Annotated in this window: 21 protein-coding genes and 1 tRNA gene; 12 read left to right on the top strand and 10 right to left on the bottom strand. The window is 44.2% G+C overall.

Annotation, left to right across the window (positions count from 1 at the left end):
* Positions 1-30 precede the first annotated feature (30 nt).
* The 5 genes from GTQ38_RS02075 to GTQ38_RS02055 all read left to right on the top strand — a co-directional run bounded on the left by GTQ38_RS02075 (position 31) and on the right by GTQ38_RS02055 (position 3231).
* Positions 31-780: a CPBP family intramembrane glutamic endopeptidase gene (locus GTQ38_RS02075; RefSeq protein WP_161433559.1), complete on the top strand. Its 750-nt coding sequence runs from the start codon at positions 31-33 to the stop codon at positions 778-780.
* A gap of 78 nt (positions 781-858) precedes the next feature.
* On the top strand, positions 859-1305 hold the full coding sequence (locus GTQ38_RS02070) for a hypothetical protein (RefSeq protein WP_161433558.1): 447 nt from the start codon (positions 859-861) through the stop codon (positions 1303-1305).
* 30 nt (positions 1306-1335) lie between these two features.
* A complete protein-coding gene (locus GTQ38_RS02065; protein ID WP_161433557.1) occupies positions 1336-1746 on the top strand; it encodes a DUF2141 domain-containing protein in 411 nt (136 codons plus the stop codon).
* Positions 1747-1840: 94 nt separating this feature from the next.
* The gene (locus GTQ38_RS02060) at positions 1841-2422 is read left to right on the top strand and encodes a TetR/AcrR family transcriptional regulator (RefSeq protein ID WP_161433556.1); all 582 of its coding nucleotides are present in this window, start codon (positions 1841-1843) and stop codon (positions 2420-2422) included.
* A gap of 59 nt (positions 2423-2481) precedes the next feature.
* Complete coding sequence (locus tag GTQ38_RS02055; protein ID WP_161433555.1) at positions 2482-3231, top strand: SDR family oxidoreductase; 750 nt, start codon at positions 2482-2484, stop codon at positions 3229-3231.
* A gap of 168 nt (positions 3232-3399) precedes the next feature.
* On the opposite strand, the gene GTQ38_RS02050 is transcribed toward GTQ38_RS02055, so the two are convergent.
* The 8 genes from GTQ38_RS02050 to GTQ38_RS02020 all read right to left on the bottom strand — a co-directional run bounded on the left by GTQ38_RS02050 (position 3400) and on the right by GTQ38_RS02020 (position 11123).
* Positions 3400-4110, bottom strand: a complete 711-nt coding sequence (locus tag GTQ38_RS02050) for a DUF4097 family beta strand repeat-containing protein (protein ID WP_161433554.1) — start codon at positions 4108-4110, stop codon at positions 3400-3402.
* 17 nt (positions 4111-4127) lie between these two features.
* Positions 4128-4880, bottom strand: coding sequence for a DUF4097 family beta strand repeat-containing protein (locus GTQ38_RS02045; protein ID WP_161433553.1), 753 nt, complete (start codon positions 4878-4880; stop codon positions 4128-4130).
* Positions 4881-5012: 132 nt separating this feature from the next.
* Positions 5013-5795, bottom strand: a complete 783-nt coding sequence (locus tag GTQ38_RS02040) for a HEAT repeat domain-containing protein (protein WP_161434050.1) — start codon at positions 5793-5795, stop codon at positions 5013-5015.
* On the bottom strand, positions 5792-6319 hold the full coding sequence (locus GTQ38_RS02035) for an RNA polymerase sigma factor (protein ID WP_161433552.1): 528 nt from the start codon (positions 6317-6319) through the stop codon (positions 5792-5794). Before GTQ38_RS02035 ends, GTQ38_RS02040 begins: the two co-directional genes overlap by 4 nt.
* Before the next feature lie 1385 nt (positions 6320-7704).
* On the bottom strand, positions 7705-7854 hold the full coding sequence (locus GTQ38_RS20910) for a hypothetical protein (protein WP_238857751.1): 150 nt from the start codon (positions 7852-7854) through the stop codon (positions 7705-7707).
* Positions 7855-10092: a ferrous iron transport protein B gene (gene feoB / locus GTQ38_RS02030; protein ID WP_161433551.1), complete on the bottom strand. Its 2238-nt coding sequence runs from the start codon at positions 10090-10092 to the stop codon at positions 7855-7857. It lies immediately after the preceding gene.
* Positions 10089-10331: a FeoA family protein gene (locus tag GTQ38_RS02025; protein WP_161434048.1), complete on the bottom strand. Its 243-nt coding sequence runs from the start codon at positions 10329-10331 to the stop codon at positions 10089-10091. Before GTQ38_RS02025 ends, feoB begins: the two co-directional genes overlap by 4 nt.
* Before the next feature lie 117 nt (positions 10332-10448).
* Positions 10449-11123, bottom strand: a complete 675-nt coding sequence (locus GTQ38_RS02020; RefSeq protein WP_161433550.1) for an SCO family protein — start codon at positions 11121-11123, stop codon at positions 10449-10451.
* Positions 11124-11285: 162 nt separating this feature from the next.
* On the opposite strand from GTQ38_RS02020, the gene rseP reads away from it, so the two are divergent.
* The 3 genes from rseP (at position 11286) to GTQ38_RS21155 (ending at position 13355) form a co-directional block, all read left to right on the top strand.
* Positions 11286-12617: an RIP metalloprotease RseP gene (rseP, locus tag GTQ38_RS02015; protein WP_161433549.1), complete on the top strand. Its 1332-nt coding sequence runs from the start codon at positions 11286-11288 to the stop codon at positions 12615-12617.
* Positions 12618-12730: 113 nt separating this feature from the next.
* Positions 12731-12804 (top strand) — tRNA-Asn (locus GTQ38_RS02010).
* 68 nt (positions 12805-12872) lie between these two features.
* Positions 12873-13355 carry a GIY-YIG nuclease family protein gene (locus GTQ38_RS21155; protein WP_317169027.1) on the top strand — a complete coding sequence of 161 codons (483 nt, stop codon included), beginning with the start codon at positions 12873-12875 and terminating at the stop codon, positions 13353-13355.
* 129 nt (positions 13356-13484) lie between these two features.
* Here the strand turns inward: GTQ38_RS21155 and GTQ38_RS02000 are convergent, their stop codons facing one another.
* Positions 13485-18365, bottom strand: coding sequence for a PKD domain-containing protein (locus tag GTQ38_RS02000; protein WP_161433547.1), 4881 nt, complete (start codon positions 18363-18365; stop codon positions 13485-13487).
* Positions 18366-18894: 529 nt separating this feature from the next.
* Here GTQ38_RS02000 and GTQ38_RS01995 point away from each other — a divergent pair.
* A complete protein-coding gene (locus GTQ38_RS01995) occupies positions 18895-19278 on the top strand; it encodes a hypothetical protein (protein WP_161433546.1) in 384 nt (127 codons plus the stop codon).
* A gap of 379 nt (positions 19279-19657) precedes the next feature.
* Here GTQ38_RS01995 and GTQ38_RS01990 read toward each other — a convergent pair whose 3' ends face one another.
* Positions 19658-20080 (bottom strand): hypothetical protein, encoded by a 423-nt coding sequence (locus GTQ38_RS01990; protein WP_161433545.1) that lies wholly within the window; start codon positions 20078-20080, stop codon positions 19658-19660.
* 340 nt (positions 20081-20420) lie between these two features.
* On the opposite strand from GTQ38_RS01990, the gene GTQ38_RS01985 reads away from it, so the two are divergent.
* From GTQ38_RS01985 to GTQ38_RS01975, 3 genes are all read left to right on the top strand, one after another.
* Positions 20421-21959 carry a hypothetical protein gene (locus GTQ38_RS01985; protein ID WP_161433544.1) on the top strand — a complete coding sequence of 513 codons (1539 nt, stop codon included), beginning with the start codon at positions 20421-20423 and terminating at the stop codon, positions 21957-21959.
* A gap of 154 nt (positions 21960-22113) precedes the next feature.
* Positions 22114-22839 carry a carbohydrate-binding family 9-like protein gene (locus GTQ38_RS01980; protein ID WP_161433543.1) on the top strand — a complete coding sequence of 242 codons (726 nt, stop codon included), beginning with the start codon at positions 22114-22116 and terminating at the stop codon, positions 22837-22839.
* Positions 22840-23045: 206 nt separating this feature from the next.
* Positions 23046-24779: a PQQ-dependent sugar dehydrogenase gene (locus tag GTQ38_RS01975; RefSeq protein WP_161433542.1), complete on the top strand. Its 1734-nt coding sequence runs from the start codon at positions 23046-23048 to the stop codon at positions 24777-24779.
* The last annotated feature ends 5 nt before the right edge of the window (positions 24780-24784 follow it).

Raw genomic sequence — 24784 nt, 5'->3', positions numbered from 1 at the left:
TTTTGAGACTGAACTTAAAAAGTAAACAGGATGGAAAAGATACATCATCAGAGGCGGGATAATCGCGTAGAACAATGGTTCAAGAAGAACCCCATGTCATCACTGATCGAACTCCTTATGGTATTCGGGTCAGTAATTTTGATTATAGAACTCTTTAAACCTTCAACCCATCAGCACCCTTTACGTGCACAGGCGGTGGTTTGGGGTGCCAATGTTTTGATGATTGCAATGGTATGCCTCGGCCAGTGGCTCAGGGGAGAACCTTTGAAAGACCTGGGTTTTGCCGTAAAGACCAATACGTTTAAAAAGATCTTGCAGGCCTTAATGTGGTCAGTACCTGTCTTTGTTACCGCGCTAGCGGCTTTTATACTGGCCTCCGCACTTGCTCCACTGCTCTTTGATCTTCCGGCACATACGGATACAAGCGGGTACAACTATTTCAAAGACCGCCCCGGACTTTTGTTGCTCTCCTTGCTTGGGGTATACCTGGTTTCTTCATTTGGTGAAGAGTTGGTTTACCGGGCTTTTTTGATGGACAGGCTCGGCAGGCTCTTTAAGAATTTCAGGCTCCAAAAGCTTTTAATGGTAGTGTTTAGTGCGATTATTTTTGGCTTAGCACATTATACCTGGGGATTGGTAGGGGTCTTCCAGACTACCTTTATGGGCATAGCTCTTGCTGTCTTTTATTTGGCATTGGGAAGACGATTGATCATCCTTATCATGGCACATGTCTATATGGATACCCTCCTGTTCCTCAGCATCTACTTTGGAGGGGCATAGCGGGATAGGATCTTTTTCAGTCGCGCAAAAATTTTTAACTTATTTTCACGTTTGTTAAATAGAATCAAGACCGCTGAAATGCCGAAAAAGAGAAGACAATGGTTATGGAATATCCTGATTGTGCTCACAATCGTGATCTGCGGGCTTGCCTTTATCGTACATTATAAAAATTGGGTTAAGGTTGAGAAGGATCACCTTCGCATTTTATCCGGGATCTATTACAAAGAAGTGCAGTATGTAGCAATAGATTCGGTGAAAATGGTGGAGAGGATCCCTCAAATGGAGCGCATTAATGGGTTTTCCGCCTGGGAAAAAGAGAAAGGGGTTTTTAAGGACTCCCTCAATCCGGAGAATACGGTGCATGTTTATGTAGATAATCTTTTGCATCCTAAGATCAAGGTGGTACATTCGGATTCTTTAAAGCTCTATATTAATTTTTCGGATTCCCTGGAAACTGTTGAAACCTATCAGATCTTAACAGCTAAAATGGATTCTGTGAAAGCGCAACTTTCGGCCCAAAAATGAATTAACCAATAGATTGAACAAAACTGCCATATGAAGTATATCCTATTTCTGCTCCTGACCTTCCCCATTTTGGCAAGCGCACAGAATACACTCTCTGTTGAGGTACAGGGTGTAAAGAACTCTGAAGGCAATATAAGCGTGGCCGTCTATAAAGAGGCCAAAGGCTTTTTAAAGTTCGATCAGGTCTATAAATCAGATAGCACCCAGGCGAAAAAAGGGACTACGCGCCTGCTTATTGAGGACCTTCCTGAAGGGGAATACGCCCTGGCTATTTTTCATGACGAAAATGGGAACAACGAACTGGACACCAACTGGTTGGGGATTCCCAAAGAGGATATAGGCTTTTCCAATGCCAGAATGAAAACTTTTGGACCTCCCAGCTTCAAGGAGTGCTCCATTCCACTGCATAAAAGCAGTGAGATCAAAGTGATTCTACAATAATTACCCGCTTTATCTGAGGTCTACAAAAACTAAATATTTGTTAAACTCTTTTTTGGAACGATAATTTCAATATACTTTAGCAAAAAATTCGGATATGGCCCGTACAGAAGAATTTGACAGGGAGCTGGTTTTGGAAAAGGCGATGAACCTCTTTTGGGAAAAGGGTTATAACGGTACTTCCATGCAGGATCTCGTGGACAGAACCGGATTGAACAGATCCAGTTTATACAACTCCTTTGGTTCTAAGATGGATCTGTATGAGGAAACCCTAAAGAGCTATCAGAAACAGACCGGCGGAATATTTCAGAAGGCACTTCTAAAAGCGAAGGACCCCCTGGACGCGATCCAGCAGATATTTGAAAGCTTCTTACCTGAGATCCTTGGGGATAAGCAGGAGAGAGGGTGTTTTATCTTGAATTGCAAAATGGAAATGAGCAATCAGGACGCTTCCGTAAAGAAATGGTTGTTGGATACTCAGGAAAACCAATTGAGTACATTTCAGGAATTGGTAAGTGAAGGGCAGAAGCAGGGGTTGATAAACAACAAAGAAGATAGTATGAGTTATGCCTATTACATCCTGAGCGCATTTCAGGGCTTTCGTATTACCGGGATACTGGTAAAGAAGGAAGAGGTCTTAAGACAACTGATCCATAATGTGATAAGTGTACTGAAATAATTTTTTTGACATATTTTGAAACGATAATTCCAGAATTATAACAATTAAAATCCATAAAAATGAATAAGTTTAAAGACAAAGTAGTATTAGTATCCGGAGGGAATTCCGGGATTGGCCTTGAAACCGTAAAGGGTTTTCTGGCGGAAGGAGCAAAAGTGGTTTTTTCAGGAAGGCGACAGGAAGCTCTGGACCAAGTGACACAGACACTTACAGGTGATTTTAAAGCTGTTTTGGCGGATCAGGCCAAAGTTGAAGACAACCAGAGATTAGTGGAAGAAGCCGTGGCGGCTTATGGTAAGCTCGATGCAGTTTTTGCCAATGCGGGAGTCGCATACTTTACAGCTGCGGAACAGATAGATGAGGATCATTTTGACACCCAGTTCAACATCAATGTTAAGGGTCCGGCTTTTCTTGTAAAATATGCCATACCTCATATCAAAGACGGTGGGGTCATCATCTTCAATACCTCTATTGTCCACCAGAAAGGATTTGAAGGCGGGGCCGTCTACAGCGCTACCAAAGGAGCGCTACGCGCCTATGCCAGGGTATTAACCACAGAATTAGCACCCCGTAAGATCCGGGTGACTTCTGTGGCGCCAGGGCCTATCGCCACGCCCATATACAACAAGATGGGAATGCCCGAAGAAGTGGTCAGTGATATGGGTCAGGGTTTCGCTGCTCAAAATCCCCTAAAACGCTTTGGAGAGCCTAAGGAGATTGCAGATGGGGTACTCTTTCTCGCATCGGATGAGGCCAGTTACGTAAATGGCATTGAGTTGTCCATTGACGGCGGTATGAGCCAGGTTTAAGAAAAGAAAGGGGTGTATTAGGTAATTTGTCCATTCGAGTGTCCCTGGCCAGTCTTAGCGGACATGAAGTCGGGAAGATTTTAACCGTACGTCTTATCCATCTCGGCTGCCTTCGATGTGACATATTTAGGTATTACCTTTTACACCCCTCTTTTTAGTTTTACGTGTTTATAGCCTAAGGTACATATTACCGTTAATGGTATTCAAACGAAGGCTACTGTCCGCATTGTCAAAACTTCCGCGGACCTTTTGTCCAACATGACGTTCAGTGGACACCAATTCTAACTTTTCATCTGCATAGATATTCCCGTGAATGGTTTCCGCCGTCATAGTGGTATTCCTCATTTTAAGATCTATGGCTCCGTTGATGGTGCTGAGGTCCAGATCGCCGGAATATTGTTGTATCTCGATATCCCCATTGATGAGGTCGGCAGTGAAGTCACCTTCAATAAGCTCCGCCTTTAAATTCCCGTTGATGCTATTCACCGAGAAGCGGGCATTTTTAGGCACGTAAAGCGTATAATTGAATTCGTAATCAAAATCGTAACAGCAGTAGTCCTTTTTCCCGGGGTTTAGCTTCTCCCGCTCTTGCTGGAATTTCTTAAACAACGGTTTGGCATTGGAGGCAATTTCGATTCTCAGGTCGTCCTCACGGATATCCAGAACGTACTGGTCCAAATATTTGCCGTCTTCGGTGGTAAGGTCTGCTTTGAAGTAAACAGATTGTTTATCCCATGTTTTTACCTCGATTTCCGATGCGAATTTAACTTCCAATTCAACAACCTGATTTTTGTAATCCAGGCTTTTTTCAATGATTCGCTGGGCAGTAAGCGGTAGGGTTGTGGCCAGTGCCAGCAGGGCGATGATTAATTGTTTCATGATAGTTCCTTTTTTGATTATTGCTTTCTTAAATAAATATTTCCGTTGGTAGTGCTCAACTGTATCTTTACACCTCCATTGTTGATGGCTCCTTTTACCTTTCTTGAGACCACAGCCCGAAGCCCGTTTTTGTCGGGTACGCTTAGCTCGAAATTGGTGTAGATCTCTCCGTTTACCGTGCCAAGGGTTAGGTTTGCCGGAGTGTTTGCGGGCAGATTAATATCCAATTCCCCATTGGTAGAAGAAATAGAGCTCGGAGCGCTTTGACTGACCGTATTAAAGCTCACTTCTATCCCTCCGTTAAGGCTGTTTGCGGTTAGCGGACCACTGACATCTTCTATTTCGATCCCGCCATTGAGAAGGGCGCTGGCTTCCACTTCTCCGCTAAAACCGGCAATGTATATGCTTCCGGACCACTTGCTTTTTACACTGATATTTTGGCTGGCCGGAAGATAGATCTCTGCCTCTTCTGATTTTTGAAGGTTCTTTACGATCAGGTTGTTTCCTTCCTGCAGCACGGAGAAACCTACGTCTGTGTTATCCGTACCTCCTTCACCTACCAGTTTTAGCCCTTTGGCTTTTTCCGGGATCCTATAAGGCTCATTAGCCTTGATCAGCAGTTCGTTTTTGCTGTGAGTGCGGATCTTCATGTTTGCATTGGACTCGATCTTTACCCACTGTATTCCGTTTAAAGACCTGGTGTAGTCTTCCTGGGCCATGGCTATGAAACCAATGATACATGCTATAATTGTCAATCTTACTTTTTTCATCTGATTTGATTTTAATGATTTTTGAACGTCAGATTCACTTTCCGAAAAGATGTCTGTCTCAGGTGAGGTACCAGGCACCTATTAACTCTTACTTACTTTCCGGACATGGAATCAAGACTGTTCGCTTTTTGATTATATAATATTTGGTAATAGTGATTTTATATGCTCTTTTACATAGGGTTCCGTCTCATTACTTTCGAGTAGTTCCTGCATTGGTGATACTACCTTCTTTTCCTGGATCTCTACCAGGGTTTGTATGATCTGGATCTGCATGCCGGGATCCTGCTCAGTTTCCAGGGCTGCGATGAGCGCATCCTTAACCTTTTCGGACTGGGTGAAATTGCTCAGGGCTTCCAGGGCACTAAGTCGTACGGTGATATTATTGTCTTCTGTCATTCTTCGGATCAGGGCTTCCAGTATCTCCGGATCCAGAGCGGTCAATTCTTCCGCATAACTCACTCCCTGTATTCGCCTGCTGGCAGAACCGTTCTCCATAAGAGAGAGCATGGCGGTTTGCCGGTACTCCTGGTTTTCAGTTTGTAGAGAGGCGATCTCCGATTCAAAATCATTGGATTGCCAGAGCATACCCAGCAGGAATGATCCGAAAAGCAATGCAATCCCGGCTGCGATACGCAAAAAATGAAATGTATTTGGTCTGCTGGCCGAAGTGATCTTCCGCACCCCATCGTTCTCCATCTCCTTCTCCAGCATCTGGTAAAAACCTGATCTCAGCCGGTCTGAAGGCTCCGCGGTTTTTTCCTCTTTGAAGGCTTTGAGGAGTTTTTTCGTTTCCTCAAGTTCCGCACGTAAGGCTGGACTTTGTTCAAGATGTTTGGCTACCATTGCAGCCTCTTTAGCATCGAGGTTGCCATCCAGGTAGTCTACTAAGAGATCCGAAACCTGTTGCTCTTTCATGTTATCGTATTTTCAAAGTATATTTTTTTTAATTTTTTCATTGCCCTGCTCACTTTCGTTTTTATAGCGCCAGGCGTAGAGTCCATTATTTCCGCCAATTCCTGGTATTTTATTTCCTGAAAACGGTTCATGATCAATAATTCCCGATCTGTACTGCTCAGGCTGTTGAGGGCGCTTTGCAAGTGAGAGTAGTCTTCCCGCTGAACAGATCCGCTCTCTGTAAGTTTGTGCTCCAGCCCTTCCAATCCGGTGTAATTTCCCTTTGTCATTTTGTAATGGGATGACAAACTGTTACGGGCTATGGTAAACATCCATGATATGAATTTGCCATTGTTATAGGAACTGCGATACTTCATTATCTTGTAAAAAACCTCTTGCGCAATGTCTTCGCTTAGCATTTTATCTCCGGACATTTTATACAGAAAATTGTAAAGGTGTACATGATGCCTTTCAAAAAGCGTTTTCAGCTCGCTCAATTCTCCACCGGCAACCCGGGCCATTAATTCTTCGTCTGTCTCGCTCAAGAGATAATGTTCTTTAGTTGGTGTTCACTCTATATAGTCAGAAAAATACAAAAGGTTACACTCGGTGGTGAATTTTTTCCGAATTACGTTATGCGATGTACGATGTACGATGTACGATATACGATATACGATGTACGATGTGCGATGTACGATATGGGATGTACGATATACGATAAGTGATTTGCGATCTACGATTTACGATTTATGATGTTCGATTTTAGTTCTTATTGGCTTTCGTTATTACAATCCTCTTTTGAATCCACAAATCCACAAATTTTTACATTTACACATTGTTACATTTTCAAATTGATACATCTTTTCCCTGCTTTTAAGATGCAGTGTAAACGACTAACTTGAAAGTGGGGAGGGGTTTAGAACCCCGGTTTCAGTGGGCAGTAGGCAGTAGGCAGTAATCAGTGAACAGTGAACAGTGAACAGTGAACAGTCCTCCTTCGCTAAAGCTACGGAGGATGAATTCAGTGGGCAGTAGGCCGTTAGCAGTGGGTAAATTGCTTTTCAGTGTATAGTGCGAATCCTCAAATCCTCAAATCCTCACATTTACACATTGTTACATTTTCAAATTGATATATTACCCCACCCTGCTTTTAAAATGCAGTGCCGAGGATTAATTTAATCTTGGGGAGGGGTTTAGAACCCCGGTTTCAGTGGGCAGTTTGCAGTAGGCAGTAGGCAGTAATCAGTAATCAGTGAACAGTTAGCAGTGAACAGTAAACGGTAAACAGTGAACAATAAACGGTAAACAGTGAACAATAGGCAGTCACCGGTTACTTTCAATTTCACAATTCCTCAATTTCACAGTTTTACTTTTTCAATCTTCAAATTTTCAATTTGACACATCACCTCTCTGTTTTTAAGATGCAGTGTAAACGACTAACTTGAAAGTGGGGAGGGGTTTGGAACCCCTGTGTTCAGTAATCAGTAGTCAGTAAACAGTGAACAGTAAACATTTCTCGGTCCAATAATCTAATTATCCAACTGTCTAACAGTCCAATAATCCAACGATCTAACTGTCTATCCGTCTAATAATCCAACTATCTAACTTTCTATCCGTCCAATAATCCAACTATCCAACTTTCTATCCGTCTAATAATCCAAAGATCTAACTGTATATAACAGTCCAACAATCCAACTATCCAACCGTCTAACAGTCCAACAATCTAACTATCCAACCGTCTAACAGTCTAATAATCCAAAGATCTGACTATCCAACTGTCTATCCGTCTAATCATCAAATCCTCAAATTCACAGTGTTCAATTTCAACACCTAAAACTTAAACTTGAGCTTATACTTAGACTTGTACTTAGTTAAAGCAGACGATTGTTCAACAAAGAAGATTAATAAATGGAATTTCGGCAGCCTGGAATTAATGGCAGCCGCAGTTATCCTCACCACATCCTTTGGTAGTACCTTTCTTAGATGCAAACAAGCGTTTTGGAAGCAGGAACTTTTTAGCCAGATAAAACACGGCTGCTGCCAGGGTAAGATAAACGAGTATGGTTTGCACTACCTCCATTTACTTTATGAATTGGTAAGCGATTAAAGCTACAAGATACGCAAAAACGCTCATAAAGCCCAGTTGGGCCAAAGGCCACTTCCAACTATTTGTTTCCCTTTTAACGATGGCAAGTGTGCTCATGCATTGCATTGCAAAGGCATAGAATAGCAAAAGTGAGATTCCTGATGCCAGGTTAAACAGCGGTTTTTTCCCTGACGGATGAACCTCCAGGGCCATTCGTTGTTTTATGGTGTTTTCTTCATCACTGCCTACACTGTAAATAGTTGCAAGGGTGCCTACAAATACCTCCCTTGCGGCAAAAGAAGTCAGCACGGCAATCCCGATCTTCCAGTCATATCCGAGAGGCCTTACCAGAGGTTCAATGCTCTTTCCAATATGTCCGATGTAGGAATGCTCCAGGCGGTAACTCGCTATTTCCTGCTGCTCGGCACTTTCTTCCAGGGCCACGGTTTGTTGCCTGAGCGAATCCTGCAGAGCGCTGATGGATACCGCATTACTTTGAGGGATAACACTTACCCTTTTCAAATCCCGGTATTCATCCAGCTTGGCAGCAATGTAGTTTTGGCTGTATGGCGAAAGTCCCTCTTTTTGTATCCTTTCTTTTACTATGCTTTCCGCATTTTGGAATTCATAGGAGCTCCCATTAGATCCCAGGAACCACAGCACAATACTAATGGCCAATATGATCTTTCCGGCCCCGTAAACAAAGCTTTTGGTCTTTTCTATTACGGTATAGGCCACATTTTTTGGGAGCGGAAGTTTGTAACTGGGCATTTCAATCACAAAAAAACTTCTGCTCTTGATCTTTAATATCTTGTGCAGCACTTTGGCGGCTAGCAGGGCAGCGGCAAAACCCAGCAAATACAGGGTCATCAGCGTAAGGGCCTGGTAACTTAGTCCTAAAAACCGACCGTCCGGTATAACTAGGGCAATGATGATCAGGTATACTGGTAGCCTGGCAGAGCAGGTGGTAAAAGGCGTCACCAGAATAGTGATAAGCCGCTCCTTCCAACTTTCAATATTCCGCGTAGCCATAACGGCAGGGATGGCGCATGCGGTTCCGGAAATCAACGGCACCACGCTTTTTCCGCTCAGACCAAAAGGGCGCATCAGGCGGTCCATCAAAAAAACGACCCTACTCATATAGCCCGATTCTTCCAGCAGAGCGATAAAAAAGAACAGAAAGGCAATTTGAGGTATAAAGATCACAATCCCTCCTATACCGGCTAGAATACCTTCGGCCAACAGATTGGTAAACACCCCTGGTGGTAGCGTAGATTTTAACCATTCACTTGCAGCCGCGAATTGCTCATCTATAAAGTCCATCGGGTATTGACTCCAGTCGTAAATGGCCTGAAATATAACAAGCAGTATAAAAAAGAAGATCAGGTAGCCCCAGACCCTGTGGGTAAGTATCTTATCCAGACGGGCACGGAACCCCGTTGCCGCTTCCAGATCTACGGTGTAAGTCTCTTTAAGTACGTTATTGATAAACTGATAGCGCAGTATGGTTTCCTTGTGTTGTAATCGCTTTAAATCAGTTTTCGACTTGGTGGCAAAAGAGGATTTGCTCTCAATTTCCTTCTTGTCTACAGCGGTAAAATTCACATCCTGAGTAATGACCAGCCAAAGTTTGTAAAGATCTTCGTTTGGAAAGGCCTTTTTTAGGCTTTCGAAGTACTTCGGTTCAATCCGGCCTATGTCCACATTGCTTTCAGAAGACAAGCTTTTGTAATCTTCGATCAGTTCTTTTAGCTGGTCTATTCCTGTCCCTTTTCTGGTGCTGATCAGGGCGATACGGGTATTCAGTTTTTCTTCCAGCAGAGGAATGTTGAGTTCAATGCCTTTTCGCTGCATACGGTCTGCCATATTTATGGCCAACAGCGTTGGGATTTTCAGATCCTTTATCTGGGTGAAGAGCAGCAGGTTTCTCTTGAGGTTTTCCACATCGGTGATCACTACAGCCACGTCCGGAAAGTCTTTGTTATTCCTGTTCAGAAGCAATTCTACAACCACACTTTCGTCCAGCGAGGTAGTGTTGAGGCTGTAGGTCCCGGGTAGATCCAGGATATGGGCTTTCAAATTACGGGAAAGTTTGCAAATACCCTCCTTCTTTTCGACAGTAATCCCGGGGTAGTTACCCACTTTCTGTTTGAGTCCTGTAAGTTGATTGAAGATGGACGTTTTTCCGGTATTCGGATTACCGATCAGGGCAACATTAATGGTTTGACTCATAATTGAGAAGCTTGCTGAAGGTCTATCGCGATCTGCTCAGCCACAGATCTTCGTATCGCGATATGGGAGCCATTCACATTAATATAAATAGGGTCTTTTAAAGGCGCTACCTGTATCATTTCAATCTCATTCCCGGGAAGGCAGCCAAGTTCCATGAGCTTAACGGGAAGCAGTTCCTCAGAGAATTCTTTGATTATTCCCTTCTCTCCCTTTTTCATATCAGCAACCGTGCCCAAAATCTTTTATTTAGAATGATTTTAATTAAGGGCAAATGTAAGCTAAAAAGAATGAATTTTTGGTAAAAAAACCCCAAATATGAGGGTTATGCCAACAGTAAGCATCTTGAGGCCCTGAACCTAGTCTGCGTATGAAGCCTTTAGCACCTTCAGGTCTTCAAGCAGTTCCTGGATCTCTTCAGGATTGGTGCCGTCATAGGTTCCCCTTATCCTTCTTTCCTTATCCACCAGGATGAAATTCTCGGTGTGGATCATATCAAAAGGGCCGCCGTCTCCGTCGTCCTTAACGGCCAGGTAAGATTTTCGGGCCAATTCATAGATGGCTTTTTTGGAGCCGGTGACTAAGTTCCATTTTTCGTCCTTCACCCCTTTTTCTATTGCGTATTTCTTAAGTTGTGCCACGGAATCGATATCCGGAGTTACGGAATGTGATAGCAAGAGCACTTCAGTGTCCTCCATGATCTGGTCCTGAATATCCTTCATATTCTTGGTCATGATAGGGCAGATAGTGGGACAGGTTGTAAAGAAAAAGTCAGCCACATAGATCTTGTCCTTGTAGTCTTCCTGGGTGACTCGTACACCATTTTGGTTGATCAAAGAAAAGTCTGCAATGGTATGATAGCGTTTTACATGCTGCAAGGTGCTGTCTACCAGTTCCGGGTTAAAATCCGCAGGCTGATAAATGGGTAAGGTCTTTTTAGGTTGGAGAGCGCTGTAGAAAAGGGAGATAATCACAATGGATAGTCCCAAAAGCACCCATCCGAATAACTTGTATTTTGCAAAAAAAGAGCGCATAAACAATTTTGTACAAAGGTACGGTGGGTGCCTGAAGGATTCAAAAACTTAGGTTCCCAATGCTCCTAAATCTTTCTTAAAATCTTCTGAGCCTTATCGGTTTTCTTTTTGTAAGACCCTCTAAAAGTGTACTTTTGTGCGTTTTTTAATCTTACTTGGTGCATGGATCCGATCATCGTACGAATTATACAGTTCTTTCTTAGTCTCTCCTTGTTAATTGTTTTGCACGAGTTAGGGCATTTTATACCTGCCAAAATTTTCAAGACCAGGGTTGAGAAGTTCTACCTGTTTTTCGACATCAAGTTTTCCCTCTTTAAGAAAAAGATTGGGGAAACGGTCTACGGTATTGGGTGGTTGCCATTGGGCGGCTATGTAAAAATATCCGGGATGATCGATGAAAGCATGGATACCGAGCAAATGGCACAGGAACCCAAGCCCTGGGAATTCCGAAGTAAACCGGCATGGCAAAGATTGATCATCATGGTAGGAGGTGTTACGGTGAACCTGATCCTTGGTTTTCTGATCTATATGATGATCTTGTTCGTATGGGGAAGGTCGGAGCTCAAACCGGAGGATCTGCCAAGCGGCTTTGAAGTACACGAAAAGTTAGCGCCTTTTGGTTTTCAGAGTGGAGATATGGTACTTAGGGTTGATGGTGAGCCGATTGACAACGCGGGAAACGTCGCCAGAATGTTGCTTTTGAGGAACGTAAAGGAGATTGATGTAAAAAGGTCCTCAGGGGTTGTGGAAACCCTGGCTATTCCAGACAGTATAGGAGATTATATGTTCAAGAATGACGTGCTTAGAGGAGGCTTTGTACCACGTCGACTTGCGGTTATGGATACCGTCTATCAGGATTATCCGGGATATGCAGGAGGCCTGAGACAAGGGGATCTGGTAAAATCCATAGACGGAAAAGAAATAAAATTCCTGGATGAGTTTTCAACCACAGTAAAAGGTTCAGCGAACCAACCGCTTACGATGGTTGTTGAACGTGATCAACGGCTGGATACCCTGGAAGTTGTTCCCAATGAAGAGGGCAAACTCGGAGTGAATAGCTATTCCTACGCAGACAAAATTGATCTGGATAACCGAAAGGAATACACTCTGGGAGAAGCGATCTCTAAAGGTTTTAGTTTTGGTTATTGGACATTGCACGATTATGTAAAACAGTTTAAATACGTATTCACCAAGAAAGGAGCTTCGGAAGTTGGCGGATTTGGTGCTATCGGCAAGATGTTTCCTCCTGTGTGGGACTGGGAAGGTTTTTGGTACACTACCGCTCTTATTTCCATTATTCTTGCGTTTATGAACATATTACCTATTCCGGCTTTGGATGGTGGACATGTGACCTTCCTGCTGTACGAAATGGTCACTGGCCGGAAACCCAGCGACAAGTTTTTGGAGTATGCCCAGATGGTAGGCTTTTTCCTCCTTATAGCACTTTTACTTTTTGCCAACGGCAACGACGTTTATAAATGGCTTTTTAAATAGAGAAACGGGATATTTTTATTGGCCCGTTTGAAAGAAACTGCTATATTTGCACCCGCCTTTGAGACACTGTTAGTGTGTTTGATGGCACAAGTTCTTTAAATACCAAAATATATTCCTCCTTAGCTCAGTTGGTTAGAGCATCTGACTGTTAATCAGAGGGTCGCTGGTTCGAGCCCAGCAGGGGGAGCAACGAAGTAGAGCAAAGCTCACTTCATTGCTATTTTAAGCCATCTACGATAGTAGGTGGCTTTTTTTATGGGGTTATTTGGGCGAGAAGTTTATCCTGAGCGGAGCCGAAGGGAGCCCAGCCGAAGCACTGCGCTTGCCGAAGTGAGGGGAAGCCACGAAGTAGAGCAGAGCTCACTTCATTGCTATATTAAGCCATCTACGATAGTAGGTGGCTTTTTTGTTTTTGAAATTATTTTTCAGGATACCCAGTTATATTACGGAATGATTCTTCCATACTGCGTATATGTACTTCAAAGCGAAAAAGACCTGCTGCTATACCATGGCTACACCACCAACCTTCATAATCGCATAATAAATCACAATCGTGGAGGTACTAAAAGTACTTCAAGACGCAGACCCTTGAAGCTGATCTATTGTGAGTTCTTTTTGAGTAAAAAAGATGCCAAAAGGAGGGAGATGTATTTCAAAACATCTCAAGGAAAACGAATGCTGAAGTTGGTATTAAAGAGAACTTTGAAAGAGATCAATTACCCAAAGAGAAAAACTTGATTTCTCTGTGCTAAATTCCAAATTGATAATAATTGGCTTTTTCATTAGAAAACTGAGCGGAAGCCACGAAGTAGAGCAGAGCTCCCTTCGCGACTCAGGTACGGGAATTATCTCGGCAACTGTATAATTCTATCGTTTTAAGGTGAAATGCCCGGATAGTACTTTACCATTTTGATATTCAAACTTAAACCAATAGTCATTGGCCGGGGATGGATTTCCCAAATAGCTGCCATCCCAGCCTTTGCTGGTGGTCGGGATCCTTTGCATAAGTTTTCCATATTGGTCATAGATGGCGGTTGTAGCGTCAGGAATACCCTCTGCTCCAATAATGTTCCAATATTCGTGAATACCATCCCCATTGGGGGTAAAAAACTTTTGATACCCAACCGCGGCCACCTCTTCGGTCAATATTCTACACGAGAGAGGATCCCTGACGTACACGGTGTACAGCCCCGGAAAGATCTTAAAAACGTTGTTGCTCTGATAGTTGTGTCCGTCTACAGAATACTCAAGCTCGCCGGTTCCGGTGGCGGTTATGGTTAAGGTGATCACATCTGAAAACCCACTTGTTGAGACCGACAGGGTTTCCGGAGCACCTGTACGGATCACTTCAAATCCCACGGTCTTTTCACAGCTAATCCCATTCTGAGTTTGCATAGCGGTTAAGAAATATTTTCCGGGATCCTGAATTACAACGCTTCTGTTTAAGATTATAATTTCTCCATTTTCAGTCTCCCATATCCAACGGTCAAAATCGCCACCATCCAGACTAAGTCCCTGGCTGTCCGGGCAAATGAAGTAGGTTTCCTCCAAATTTAGTTGTGGCAAAGGATTGACAAAGAGCTGAAAAGAGGAGGTACTATAGCAATGGGCATTTTCTCGATTTTCGACCCGCGCATATATAGTTTGTTGATACGGAGCCGTATTGGAAAATGTCTTGGGGTTATCCAATGGTTCCGCACCACTGTCTGCATCTTCCCAGGAGGTATGATAGGTGATATTGAATTTAGAGGCTTCCTGCTGGTCGCCCAGGATTTTATCATTTTGGGTGGTAAGGTCAAAGGTATAAATTCCATCATTACTGATATCGCATACCGAAATATCGTTGGCTGTCCCGGCAGTGACTTCATCAATTACCTGTAAAGCAAAGCTGCCCACTTCAAAACACTCGGCATAAGTACTGTTTTCAATTCTGAAGAACAGCGTTTCGGTCGGGTCGGTATTGGTGTAATTGAGTGCTAGTGCATCTGCATCAGCTACTGCATCTTCCCTAGAGCTATGATAGCTGATGTTAAATTGGGCGGGTTCCTGCTGGTTGCCCAGGATTTCAGTGTTTTTGATTGCCAGATTGAATTCGTACTGCCCGTCACTATCACAGGCGATCAAATCTCCTACTACCAATAGTTTCGGAGCTTTTTTTATGGTCAGTTCAAAATCTGTCACATCATAACAGGCGGGGTTTTCGACTGTGTAGATCCGAGCATGAATGGTTTCGAACCGATTGTTGTTGGTATAGGGCTCCGTGATTGCATTCCGCCCATTTTGGGCATCGTCCAGGCTGGAATGGTAGCTTATGGCATACTCGGTTGGAGATTGCCCGTCTAAGATCTCATCATCCTTGTCGCTAAGGCGAAAGATTTCGTTATCGACCATGCAAAGTGCAACATTGGCTATCGAATGGGAGGGGGCCAATGGGGGCGAATCGATTGTGATATCCATTTTCTCAGTACGAGTTCCGTTAAGAGTGGTCACCTCAACACTGACCGTATAATCACCAAATGCATTATAGGTATGTGTCGGTTTTTCTTCTACTGAGGTATTACCATCGCCAAAGTTCCATAGAATGTTCTGAATGGTTTCGCCTGATGAAACCTGAAACTCGGCAGTATAGCCGCACTGGTTTACTTCGATTTCCAAAGGATAAACAGTCACCTCCTCTGTCAATGTCCTGCACTCAGAAGCATCCCTGACATACACCGTATACTCCCCGGGAGAGATCTGAAATACGTTGTTGGGCTGGTACGTATTCCCATCTATCGAATATTCAAGGTCCCCAGTTCCGGTAGCGGTAATTGTTAAGATGATCTCATCTGAAGACCCACTTGTGGAAACTGACAGGGTTTCGGGAGCACCAGAGTTGATTACTTCAAAACCTACGGTATTCTCACAGGCAATCCCATTCTCAGTATGGATTGCTGTTAAGAAATATTTTCCAGCGTCCTGAATTTGAACGGTTCTGTTTGCGCTTATTATTCCACCACTTTCGGTCTCCCATACCAAACTTTCAAAATCACCACCATCCAGGCTGAGTCCCGGGCCGTCTGGGCAAATGAAGTAGGTTTCTTGCAAATTAGGTTGGGGGGAAGAATTGACGAATAGTTGAAACTCTTTCACATCGAAACAGCCATCCGATTGCTTGTGGGTTACCCTTGCATATAGCTTTTTCTGAAGCTGATCAGTTTGATAAGTAGTGCCATTAATGGGATTTTGGTTGTAAAACGCGTCCTGTGACGTTTCAAAATACGATACCGAATACTCACTGTCGCTAGACCCGTAGGGCAGGACATCTTCCAGGTTGAAGGTATATGGGCCCGTTTCACCATTGTCGCAGACCACAATGTTTTTGGCATTAACAGGCCTGTTCAGCACCTTGAGTGTCATATTGCCGGTCACAAAGCAATCGGTATTGTTATCGTTCGCGATTCGGTAAAATACCTCTTGTGAATTTGAAACGCCGATGTCCGTGATTGCCTCCTGCCCTTTCTGGGCATCGTCCAGGCTGGAGTGGTAGCTTAGGGTATATTTGTCTGGCAATTGCCCGTCCAGGATCTCATCATTTTTGTCGGTAAGGATGAAGGTATAAAACCCATCGTAGTCGTCATCGCACTCCAACCAGACCTTCTCTTCAGCAGGTGCCCTTGGCTTTGCGTAGGTTGTGATATCCTTTTTCTCGGTACGGGTTCCGTTGAGGGTGGTCACCTCCGCACTTACGGCATAATCGCCAAATGCATTATAGGTATGCGTCGGTTTATCTTCCGTAGAGGTATTACCATCGCCAAAATCCCATAGAATGCTCTGAATGGTTTCGCTTGATGAAACCTGAAACCCGGTAGTATTGCCGCACTGGTTTACTTCGATTTCCATGGGAAAAACAGTCACCTCCTCTGTCAATGTCCTACACTCAGAAGGATCCCTGACGTACACTGTATGCACCCCGGGAGAGATCTGAAATATGTTACTGGGTTGGTAGGTATTCCCATCTATCGAATATTCAAAATTCCCGGTTCCGGTAGCGGTAATTGTTAAGGTGATCTCATCTGAAGACCCACTTGTGGAAACCGACAGGGTTTCGGGAACATCGGAGGGGACCACCTCAAAATATACGGTGTTTACACAGACCTTCTCATGCTGACTTTGCATTACGGTCAGGGAATAATTTCCGAAATCCTCAATATCCTTAATTTCAATGTTTCTGCTGTTGTATTCGCTTATGATCTCTCCATTTTCGATTTTCCTCCATACCCAACTATCAAAATCACCGCCATTCAGGGTGAGATCCGGGCTGTCTGGGCAAATGACGTAGGTTTCCTGCAAATTAGGTTTGGGGGAAAAATTGACGAACAGTTGAAACTTCTTCACCTCGTAACAGGAATCGGATTGGTCATGGGTTACCCTTGCATATAGCCATTTCACCGTTTCATTGGTTTGATAAATAGTGCCATTAATGGGGTTGTTGTTGTCCAATGCATCCTGCGTGGTTTCAAAATAAGATACCGAATACTCGTTGTCGCTTGACCCGAATGGAAGGGCGTCTTCCAGGTTGAAGGTATATGGGTCTGTTTCTCCCTCGTGGCAGACCACGATGTTTTTGAAGTCCATTGGCCTTTTCAGCACCTGCAGCATAAAATTGTCCGTCACAAAGCAATCGGTATTGTCCTTGTTCGTGATCCGGTAATATACCTCTTGCGAATTTGAAACATCGATCGACGTGATTCCCTGATCCTCCGGGATGAGGTGGTAGCTTACAGTATATTCGTCCGCCGGTTGCCCGTCCAGGATCTCATCATTTTTGTCGGTAAGGTTGAAGGTATAACTGTCAACATCGCTGTCAACGCAGACGGTCCAATTTTCCACGTCTTCTTTGGCCACGGGATTATTGTGAACGCTCAGGTTAAAAGAAGTGGTGTCATAGCAATTGGCGTTATTCCGATTTTGTATCCGTGCATGAATAGTTTGTTCCGGGTCTCCAATGGATACGGTGACATTCTCCTCCGAATTGGCATTCCCTTGGGCATCTTGCAAGTTGAGGTGGTAGCTTACAATATATTTGTCTGAAGGTTGCCCATCCAGGATCTCATCATTTTTGTTGGAAAGGAGGAAGGTATAACTTTTAACATCGCTGTTAAGGCAGACGGTCCAATTTTGCACTTCTTCTTTTGCCACGGGAGTAGCGTTGACGATGAGGTCAAAAGTGGTGATGTTATAGCAACTGATGTTATTCTGATTTTGGACCCGTGCATAAATAGTTTTTGCCGGGGCGTTGCTGAATAAGTTGACATTTTGTTGTGAACCGGTATTTCCATTGGCATCCTGTGAGTTGAGGTGGTAGCTTACAACATAATTGTCTGGTAACCCACTCAATATCTCATCATTTTTGCCAGCAAGGTTGAAGTTATAACTTCCATCAATGTTGTCACTGCAGACCGTCCAATTGTTCACTTCCGGCAGTATATCGATTGAGATAGTTTTAGTCTCGGTGCGAGTTCCGCTGGAGGTGAGTACCCTCACACTTACCGTATAAATGCGCGTTTCGGTATACGTATGCTGGACAGGTGCAAGGTTCTCACTTTCTAAGGTGTTACCATCATCAAAGTCCCATTCGATCTTCCAAATGGATTCGCTTGATAAAAACTGAAACGCGACATCGCCGAAACATTGATTTGTGACTTCGATTTGAGCTGTGGCGCTCAAACAAAAGCAAAACCCCAGTATAAAGAGTAGTTTTTTCATGCAACGGTTTTTATGTATTGAATAAATCCGCTACAGAGGGTACCATAAGGAAGTACTAGTTACTGACATCCCGTTGCTGGCATCTTGCCGTTACTTGTGGCTGCCGATTACCCATTAAATCCCATTTCTTCTTCTGAGAGGTTCTCCTCTTGAAAAACTGCTGTGATGAAATATTGGGAAACTGTCCTGGATTTCAAATATCTAACTTAGATTGGGTTTGGTTAGGTAAAATATCCAAAAGGCCGTTGTAAGTAAAATACAAATGCATAAGCGTAGGTATAGGCCAATAAATGGTTAAGCGATGCGCCCAACTGAATAAGAAGTCCGCAGCCTCTTTTGTGGATTTACAAGGGCGAGAAACCTAAGCGTACCACAAAAAATGAAATCATGTGAAAACGAGCATAAAAATCAGAAAGCAGTTTTTCCTTGTTAATTTAAAAGAAGGTGTTATTTTGTCGCTTTTTTAAAAATTGCAGATAATCATTTCTGAATATTATTTTCTAAAACAACTTTTACCAATAATTATCATATGTGTGTTATAAACAAATGGGAATCCGAAGGATTCATATATGAAGCAAGTGGCATTGTCACTACTGACGAGATAATTGAAGCTACAGAAGCGTTTTACAACGTACCGGAAGGGTTCGTTCCCAGGTATCAAATTGTGAATGCTCTAAAAGTAGAAGACATTTATTACAATCCCGTTGAACTAGTAAATATAGCTGCGGATGATCTTGCCTTTAGCAGGAAATATCCTGAAATGAAGATCGCGTTGATAGCAAAAGAAGGCCCTGTAATGGATAATATGATGAAATACTTGAAAATCTCCTGGGCAATAAATAACGCATGGGAGTTTAGGGTTTTTAGTTCTTTAGATGCGGCTAGAGATTGGTTAGGGCTCATTCCGGCTTAAAAGAGCTTTGCTTATAAACCCTCGCTACCGCGAGATTGTATCTCGTGGTATTCTCACCTAAACCTACAAAAAGCAAAACCACAGCATCAATGCTGTGGTTTTTGTATAACAATTTGTCTATTTAGGTTCCAATGTCAGTCAAAATTTACCAAATCAACGGGTAGGCTGGCATTTCCATCAGTGGTTTTCGGTTTAGTTACGCATGGATTACACTTATCCGCCTTCGGTGGAAATCCAGGCTAACTGGGGTGCAAAGCGTAGTCGATGTAACACAAAAAAGCGAGCCACGAAGTGTGCTCTGCTCTACTTCGTGGCTCGTTAATGAAATTCTACTTCAGGATAGTAGCAGAATTAAAGTCCGGTATGTAAAAGACTGGCTTTACTTCTCCTCAAGCACAGAATTTGCCTGTTTAAGGCTGCCGTAGATCTCCTCTCTGAGTTCAATTACCTTCTTTTTCTCCTCAACCAGCCACTGCTGTTTCTGTGCAGTAAGACCCCTGTTCTTATACATTTCATCGGCAGTAAAACGCTTACCGAATCCCTCCATCCAACTCATCATGGAGGTGTTGGCTTTTTTCAGGTCGTCTATAGCATCGAGATATTTCTGACTGTCTGAACTGTTTTGAGCTTTGGTCTCCAATTGACCGATAAGCCTGACGAGTTTTGGCATTTCTTCCATTACCTCATCATGCAGCCCCATGACCTCCTTCATATTTGCAGTATTTGAAGCGGCCTCCTGGGCCATTCCAACATAAAAAATACCGCAAGCGATTAGTAGGGATAGTATAAATTTCTTTTTCATCTTTTTGGGTTTAATCTCTTTTTTTGAGAGCAGTAAAAGTACTACTATTCTGTTTATAACGGGTTAAAACACTGTTAATGGCGATCTTTTTTCGATATACTGCAAGCCCGCTTGCCGCATTAGGACAGTAGAAATTGGAGCTTCAACGTTTGTATGCTTTTTTTTGAGGTTTTTTTACCAAAATAGATTAAGTTCGTTTGGGTAAGCGAGATTCCTGAACCTGATCAACCTGCATTTGCTGCTTCCCCCTTAAATTCCAAATTCTCGTACACCGTTGTAATTTTTGTCAAAATCGGAAAGCGCGGGCTTTAAGCCAGCGTTCGGCAACCAAACCTAAGATATGATAAGAAAATACGCCTTGTACTGTTTCTTGACATTTACCGTGGGTCTCTGTGCACAACAGGGCGATGAGATCCCCGCAAGAAAAACACAGAACGGCCTCTTTGTAATCGACTTCCTACCTGTAGAAATACCGTCCACATCTGCCTCGGTGACTGAAGATGATATGGGATTAACCGGGCTTCACTACAACCTCGATTTCAATAACTTTTACACCGGCCTTGGAATATATGGAGCGGTTAGCGGGGAGCGAGGCGGATTTTTTACGCTGGGGATCAATGCCGGCTATAGGGCATTTTTAGGCCAACACTTTTTCCTGGACGCGGGGGTACATTTTGGTGGCGGAGGAGGCGCTGCGGCGCCTGATGGCGGTGGTGCTTTTATCCTGCCTCACTTAAGCCTGGGACTGAATTTCAACAGGTTTGCCCTGACAGGGGGTTACAGCCATATTAATTTCTTTGACGGTGGAAAAATACGGGGCGAACAATTGTATCTGGCGCTTCAACTTCCGCTAAAATTGCAGTATGCTTCCTTTGCGGATGCCGGAAAAAGTTTTGCACCCGGACAGCTTAAAAGCTCAACCTGGGATAGAAAACCCAGGAGAATGTCCTTTATGCTGCATTTGAATAATCTTTCCGTGCAGGGAGACTCTCAGGATATATTAGGAGTATCTCTGGACGACAGTACCATACGCCTGGCCGGATTTGAACTAAACTCTTACTTTGGCGGGAACTGGCTTTTCTTTTTAAAGGCTGATGGAGCTTATGACGGTATTCCCGCTGGTTACATGAATATACTTCTGGGCGCGGGACACCATTTCAGTCTCAACAAAAACAGGACGAACATACTCGCGAAGTTTGGCGTTGGAGCCGGAGGTGGAGGAGGTGTGGATACCCAGGGAGGAGTGCTTATCTATCCGGACATCTCTTTGGAGCAGCACCTTTTCTCTAATCTGTACCTGGCGGTAAACAAAGGATTCCTGATGAGCCCGAATTCCCATTTCATCGCCTCTACTTTGGGATTCGGACTTAAATACTATTCAGATTTCAATGGCGTAAAAACGGATTACGAACTTACCCGATCCCGATTTAAGGCCTTTGAGATTATTGTCAAACAGGACGTGGTCCTGGATGCGGACCGGGAGATGAACCCGACAGAAAACCTGTTTCAGATATCCCTGCAACTGAATTATTTGCTCAGCCGTAATTTCTACCTGGCCGGGCAGACTTCCTTCGCAAATTTTGGGAACGCGGGAGCCTATGCGGAAGGCCTAGTTGGTCCAGGTCTGCAAACCAACTATTTTATGAATAATAGCGTAAACCTCTTTGCCCAGGTCCTGGGTGGAGGTGCCGGGGGAGGCGATATCAGCACTGGTGAAGGCCTGGTTGTTAAGCCTAGTGCCGGATTAAACCTCAAACTTTCTGATCAGCTTGCGCTGCGGGCCGCGGCAGGCTATCTGACGGCGACGAATGGGGACCTCTCCAGTGTGTTTGGAAATCTTGGGTTGAGCTACCGACTGTCTTTTTTGAATTCAAGATAAGTTGATGAGTAAGTAAAAATCCCGGTTCCTAGGATCTTATTTATTTCAACATTCCGGATGTCAATTTACACAAGATCTGCCTAACTTTACTTTGAATGTACATGGGCGCTTCATTGCACATCTGTACGGAAGACTCAATTCAAATCAGATCAGCATGAAAAAACTCCTCCTTTTATGTTTTCTTTCAGCCCTGACCGCTGCCTGCCAGACAAAACAGGCTGCCGGATTACTGGAAGTTCATGAAATTGAATACGAGGGCAATATCAACATCCAGAAAGTATCCAATTTACTGGACAGGGAGGCCGTCATGCACCATGTTGACGTGCTAAACTGGGAGGCATTTCCGTACAGACCGGAAGTTAGTTTTCGCATTGCTTATAGCGAAGACGCGATCTGGCTTAAATTCTACATCCGCGAAGAGCATATCCTCGCCCAGCGCACGGAAACCAATAGCAGTACACACAGGGATAGCTGCCTGGAATTCTTTTTCGACCCTATTTCGGAGGGGCCATATTACAACTTTGAGGTTAATGCGATTGGAACAGTACATCTGGCATATGGCCCCGGCCCTGGCAAACATCAACGGGAATTTGTGGAACCGGACCTGATAGAGAGGCAAATGCAGGTGTACTCCACTTTGGGAGAGGAACCCTTTGCGGAAATAGACGGGGATTTTAACTGGGAACTCACTATGATCATACCCGCTGAGCTTTTGGTTCATCACAAAGATTTAAGCCTGAAAGGCTTGCGGTCTAAGGCCAACTTTTACAAATGTGGAGACGATACCAGCAAACCACACTACCTCAGCTGGAACCCGGTGGGAACGGAACGCCCCAATTTCCATACTCCGGAATTTTTCGGGACATTGGTCTTTAAATAATACAGGATGGGGACACTTTGGTCTCATCAAAATGTGCTCGAGCACATTTTTTGTAAAATCATTTGTAAAGTAGCGAAAAGAAAACTAACTTAACTGATCTAACGCGGGGGCAGACGATCAACTAACTCACCAGACCAATTTAGAGGCAAGGCTTTTTCAAAGGTTCTTCTGAGCGTTTAAGAAACCCCGAAAGAATTCCAAAGATCATGCTTTTGCGCGCTTTCAAAATAGTTGCTCCAAGCCTTCTTCTTAGCTTAATTCTATTAGGGTGCGACAAAGGTCCTCCAAATGGAGGATTGTTCCTTCCGGGTAATTTTGAAGCTTTAGTGGTCGTAGACAGTATTCCCGAAACAGTCAGGCATATGGCGGTTTCCTCTGATGGCCTGTTGTATGCCAAACTCCGCAATGCCGGAAACGACGGTTCTGTGGCCGTGCTTCAGGATCTTGACGGTGATGGCAGTGCAGAGCATATAGAGCGTTTTGGAGGCTATGGCGGCAGGGCCAAATGGAGTTATGCAACCGCCATGCGAATCTACAACGGATATTTGTACCACAGTTCAGACCTGGTGGTTTACAGACACAAACTAAAACCGGGCACGCTTATTCCCGAGGGAGAAATGGAGGTGGTATTAACTGATGATCACGAACACGGCAAACATGAACATATCGGAAAACCGATCGCTTTTGATGGGGAAGGCAATATGTACGTTCCGTTCGGAGCACCTTCCAATGCATGCCAGCAACCTAAGCGGACCCCAAGGGCGCCAGGCCTGGACCCCTGCCCCCAGTTGGAACATCACGGTGGCATATGGAAGTTTGATGCCAATAAACTGGGTCAGACACAGAAAGACGGTACAAAATACGCAACGGGTATCCGTAGCGTGGTGGCCATGGACTGGAACCCCATAGATAACAATCTCTATGTAGTTATGCATGGCCGGGACGATCTGCTCAGGCTATTTCCCGATACCTATTCCCCATGGGAAAGCGCATTGCTTCCATCAGAGGAATTTATAAGGGTTACCGAAGGTTCCGATTTTGGTTGGCCTTATTGTTATTACGATCAACTCAAGGGGAAAAAGGTACTGGCTCCGGAATACGGGGGCGATGGCGATACCGTAGGCCGATGTGCGGAATGCGATGATCCGGTGATTGGTTTTCCCGGGCATTGGGCGCCTAACGATCTGGTATTCTACCATGGAGACCAGTTTCCTGAACGCTATAAAGAAGGCGCCTTCATAGCTTTTCACGGTTCTACGAACAGGGCACCGTATCCACAATCCGGATATTTTGTAGGTTTTGTACCTTTTAAGGACGGAAAACCCAGTGGAGCATGGGAAGTATTTGCCGATGGCTTTGCCGTAGTAGACCCCATAGTCAATGTCAACGATGCCCATTTCAGGCCCATGGGGATTGCCGAAGGCCCGGATGGTTCTTTGTATATTTCCGATTCCGTAAAGGGGAAGATCTGGAAGATCACTTATCAGGGAAGTAAAGATGAGTTTGGTCAGGACCAATTGGCCATGATGGAGGAGCGAAAGCTGTTGACCCATATCAGGACACCTGATATTGAAACGGACAACCTGCTGGGCGACGAGGCTTCTGCAGGTCAGGCTACTTACAACAAATATTGCAGCGCTTGTCATCAAATGGACGGAAGGGGCGCTCGCGGAAGATTCCCTCCGGTTGCTAATACGGATTGGGTTTCCGGAGACAAGAACAGGCTGATAGAGATCATTCTAAATGGGATGGAAGGCCCTATAGAGGTGAATGGGATTCAGTATAGCGGGGTAATGCCGCAACACAGTTTCCTGAGCGACAAGGAGATCGCGGAGGTACTCTCCTTCATTCGAACCAATTTTGATAACAATGCCACCGCGGTTACAACAGAGGAAGTGGCACAGCTTCGAAAAACGCTTAACGATACGCTAACCAGGTAAATCAA

This window comes from Poritiphilus flavus (assembly GCF_009901585.1).
Taxonomy (GTDB): Bacteria; Bacteroidota; Bacteroidia; order Flavobacteriales; family Flavobacteriaceae; genus Poritiphilus; species Poritiphilus flavus.
Note: the sequence above shows the minus strand (reverse complement) of the source record. Positions and strands in the feature narration are given on the sequence as shown.

Coding starts and splice junctions, on each gene's coding strand:
- GTQ38_RS02075 (WP_161433559.1), top strand. CDS start 31: ATGGAAAAGATACATCATCAGAGGCGGGATAATCGCGTAGAACAATGG.
- GTQ38_RS02070 (WP_161433558.1), top strand. CDS start 859: ATGCCGAAAAAGAGAAGACAATGGTTATGGAATATCCTGATTGTGCTC.
- GTQ38_RS02065 (WP_161433557.1), top strand. CDS start 1,336: ATGAAGTATATCCTATTTCTGCTCCTGACCTTCCCCATTTTGGCAAGC.
- GTQ38_RS02060 (WP_161433556.1), top strand. CDS start 1,841: ATGGCCCGTACAGAAGAATTTGACAGGGAGCTGGTTTTGGAAAAGGCG.
- GTQ38_RS02055 (WP_161433555.1), top strand. CDS start 2,482: ATGAATAAGTTTAAAGACAAAGTAGTATTAGTATCCGGAGGGAATTCC.
- GTQ38_RS02050 (WP_161433554.1), bottom strand. CDS start 4,110: ATGAAACAATTAATCATCGCCCTGCTGGCACTGGCCACAACCCTACCG.
- GTQ38_RS02045 (WP_161433553.1), bottom strand. CDS start 4,880: ATGAAAAAAGTAAGATTGACAATTATAGCATGTATCATTGGTTTCATA.
- GTQ38_RS02040 (WP_161434050.1), bottom strand. CDS start 5,795: ATGAAAGAGCAACAGGTTTCGGATCTCTTAGTAGACTACCTGGATGGC.
- GTQ38_RS20910 (WP_238857751.1), bottom strand. CDS start 7,854: ATGGAGGTAGTGCAAACCATACTCGTTTATCTTACCCTGGCAGCAGCC.
- feoB (WP_161433551.1), bottom strand. CDS start 10,092: ATGAGTCAAACCATTAATGTTGCCCTGATCGGTAATCCGAATACCGGA.
- GTQ38_RS02020 (WP_161433550.1), bottom strand. CDS start 11,123: ATGCGCTCTTTTTTTGCAAAATACAAGTTATTCGGATGGGTGCTTTTG.
- rseP (WP_161433549.1), top strand. CDS start 11,286: ATGGATCCGATCATCGTACGAATTATACAGTTCTTTCTTAGTCTCTCC.
- GTQ38_RS21155 (WP_317169027.1), top strand. CDS start 12,873: ATGGGGTTATTTGGGCGAGAAGTTTATCCTGAGCGGAGCCGAAGGGAG.
- GTQ38_RS02000 (WP_161433547.1), bottom strand. CDS start 18,365: ATGAAAAAACTACTCTTTATACTGGGGTTTTGCTTTTGTTTGAGCGCC.
- GTQ38_RS01995 (WP_161433546.1), top strand. CDS start 18,895: ATGTGTGTTATAAACAAATGGGAATCCGAAGGATTCATATATGAAGCA.
- GTQ38_RS01990 (WP_161433545.1), bottom strand. CDS start 20,080: ATGAAAAAGAAATTTATACTATCCCTACTAATCGCTTGCGGTATTTTT.
- GTQ38_RS01985 (WP_161433544.1), top strand. CDS start 20,421: ATGATAAGAAAATACGCCTTGTACTGTTTCTTGACATTTACCGTGGGT.
- GTQ38_RS01980 (WP_161433543.1), top strand. CDS start 22,114: ATGAAAAAACTCCTCCTTTTATGTTTTCTTTCAGCCCTGACCGCTGCC.
- GTQ38_RS01975 (WP_161433542.1), top strand. CDS start 23,046: ATGCTTTTGCGCGCTTTCAAAATAGTTGCTCCAAGCCTTCTTCTTAGC.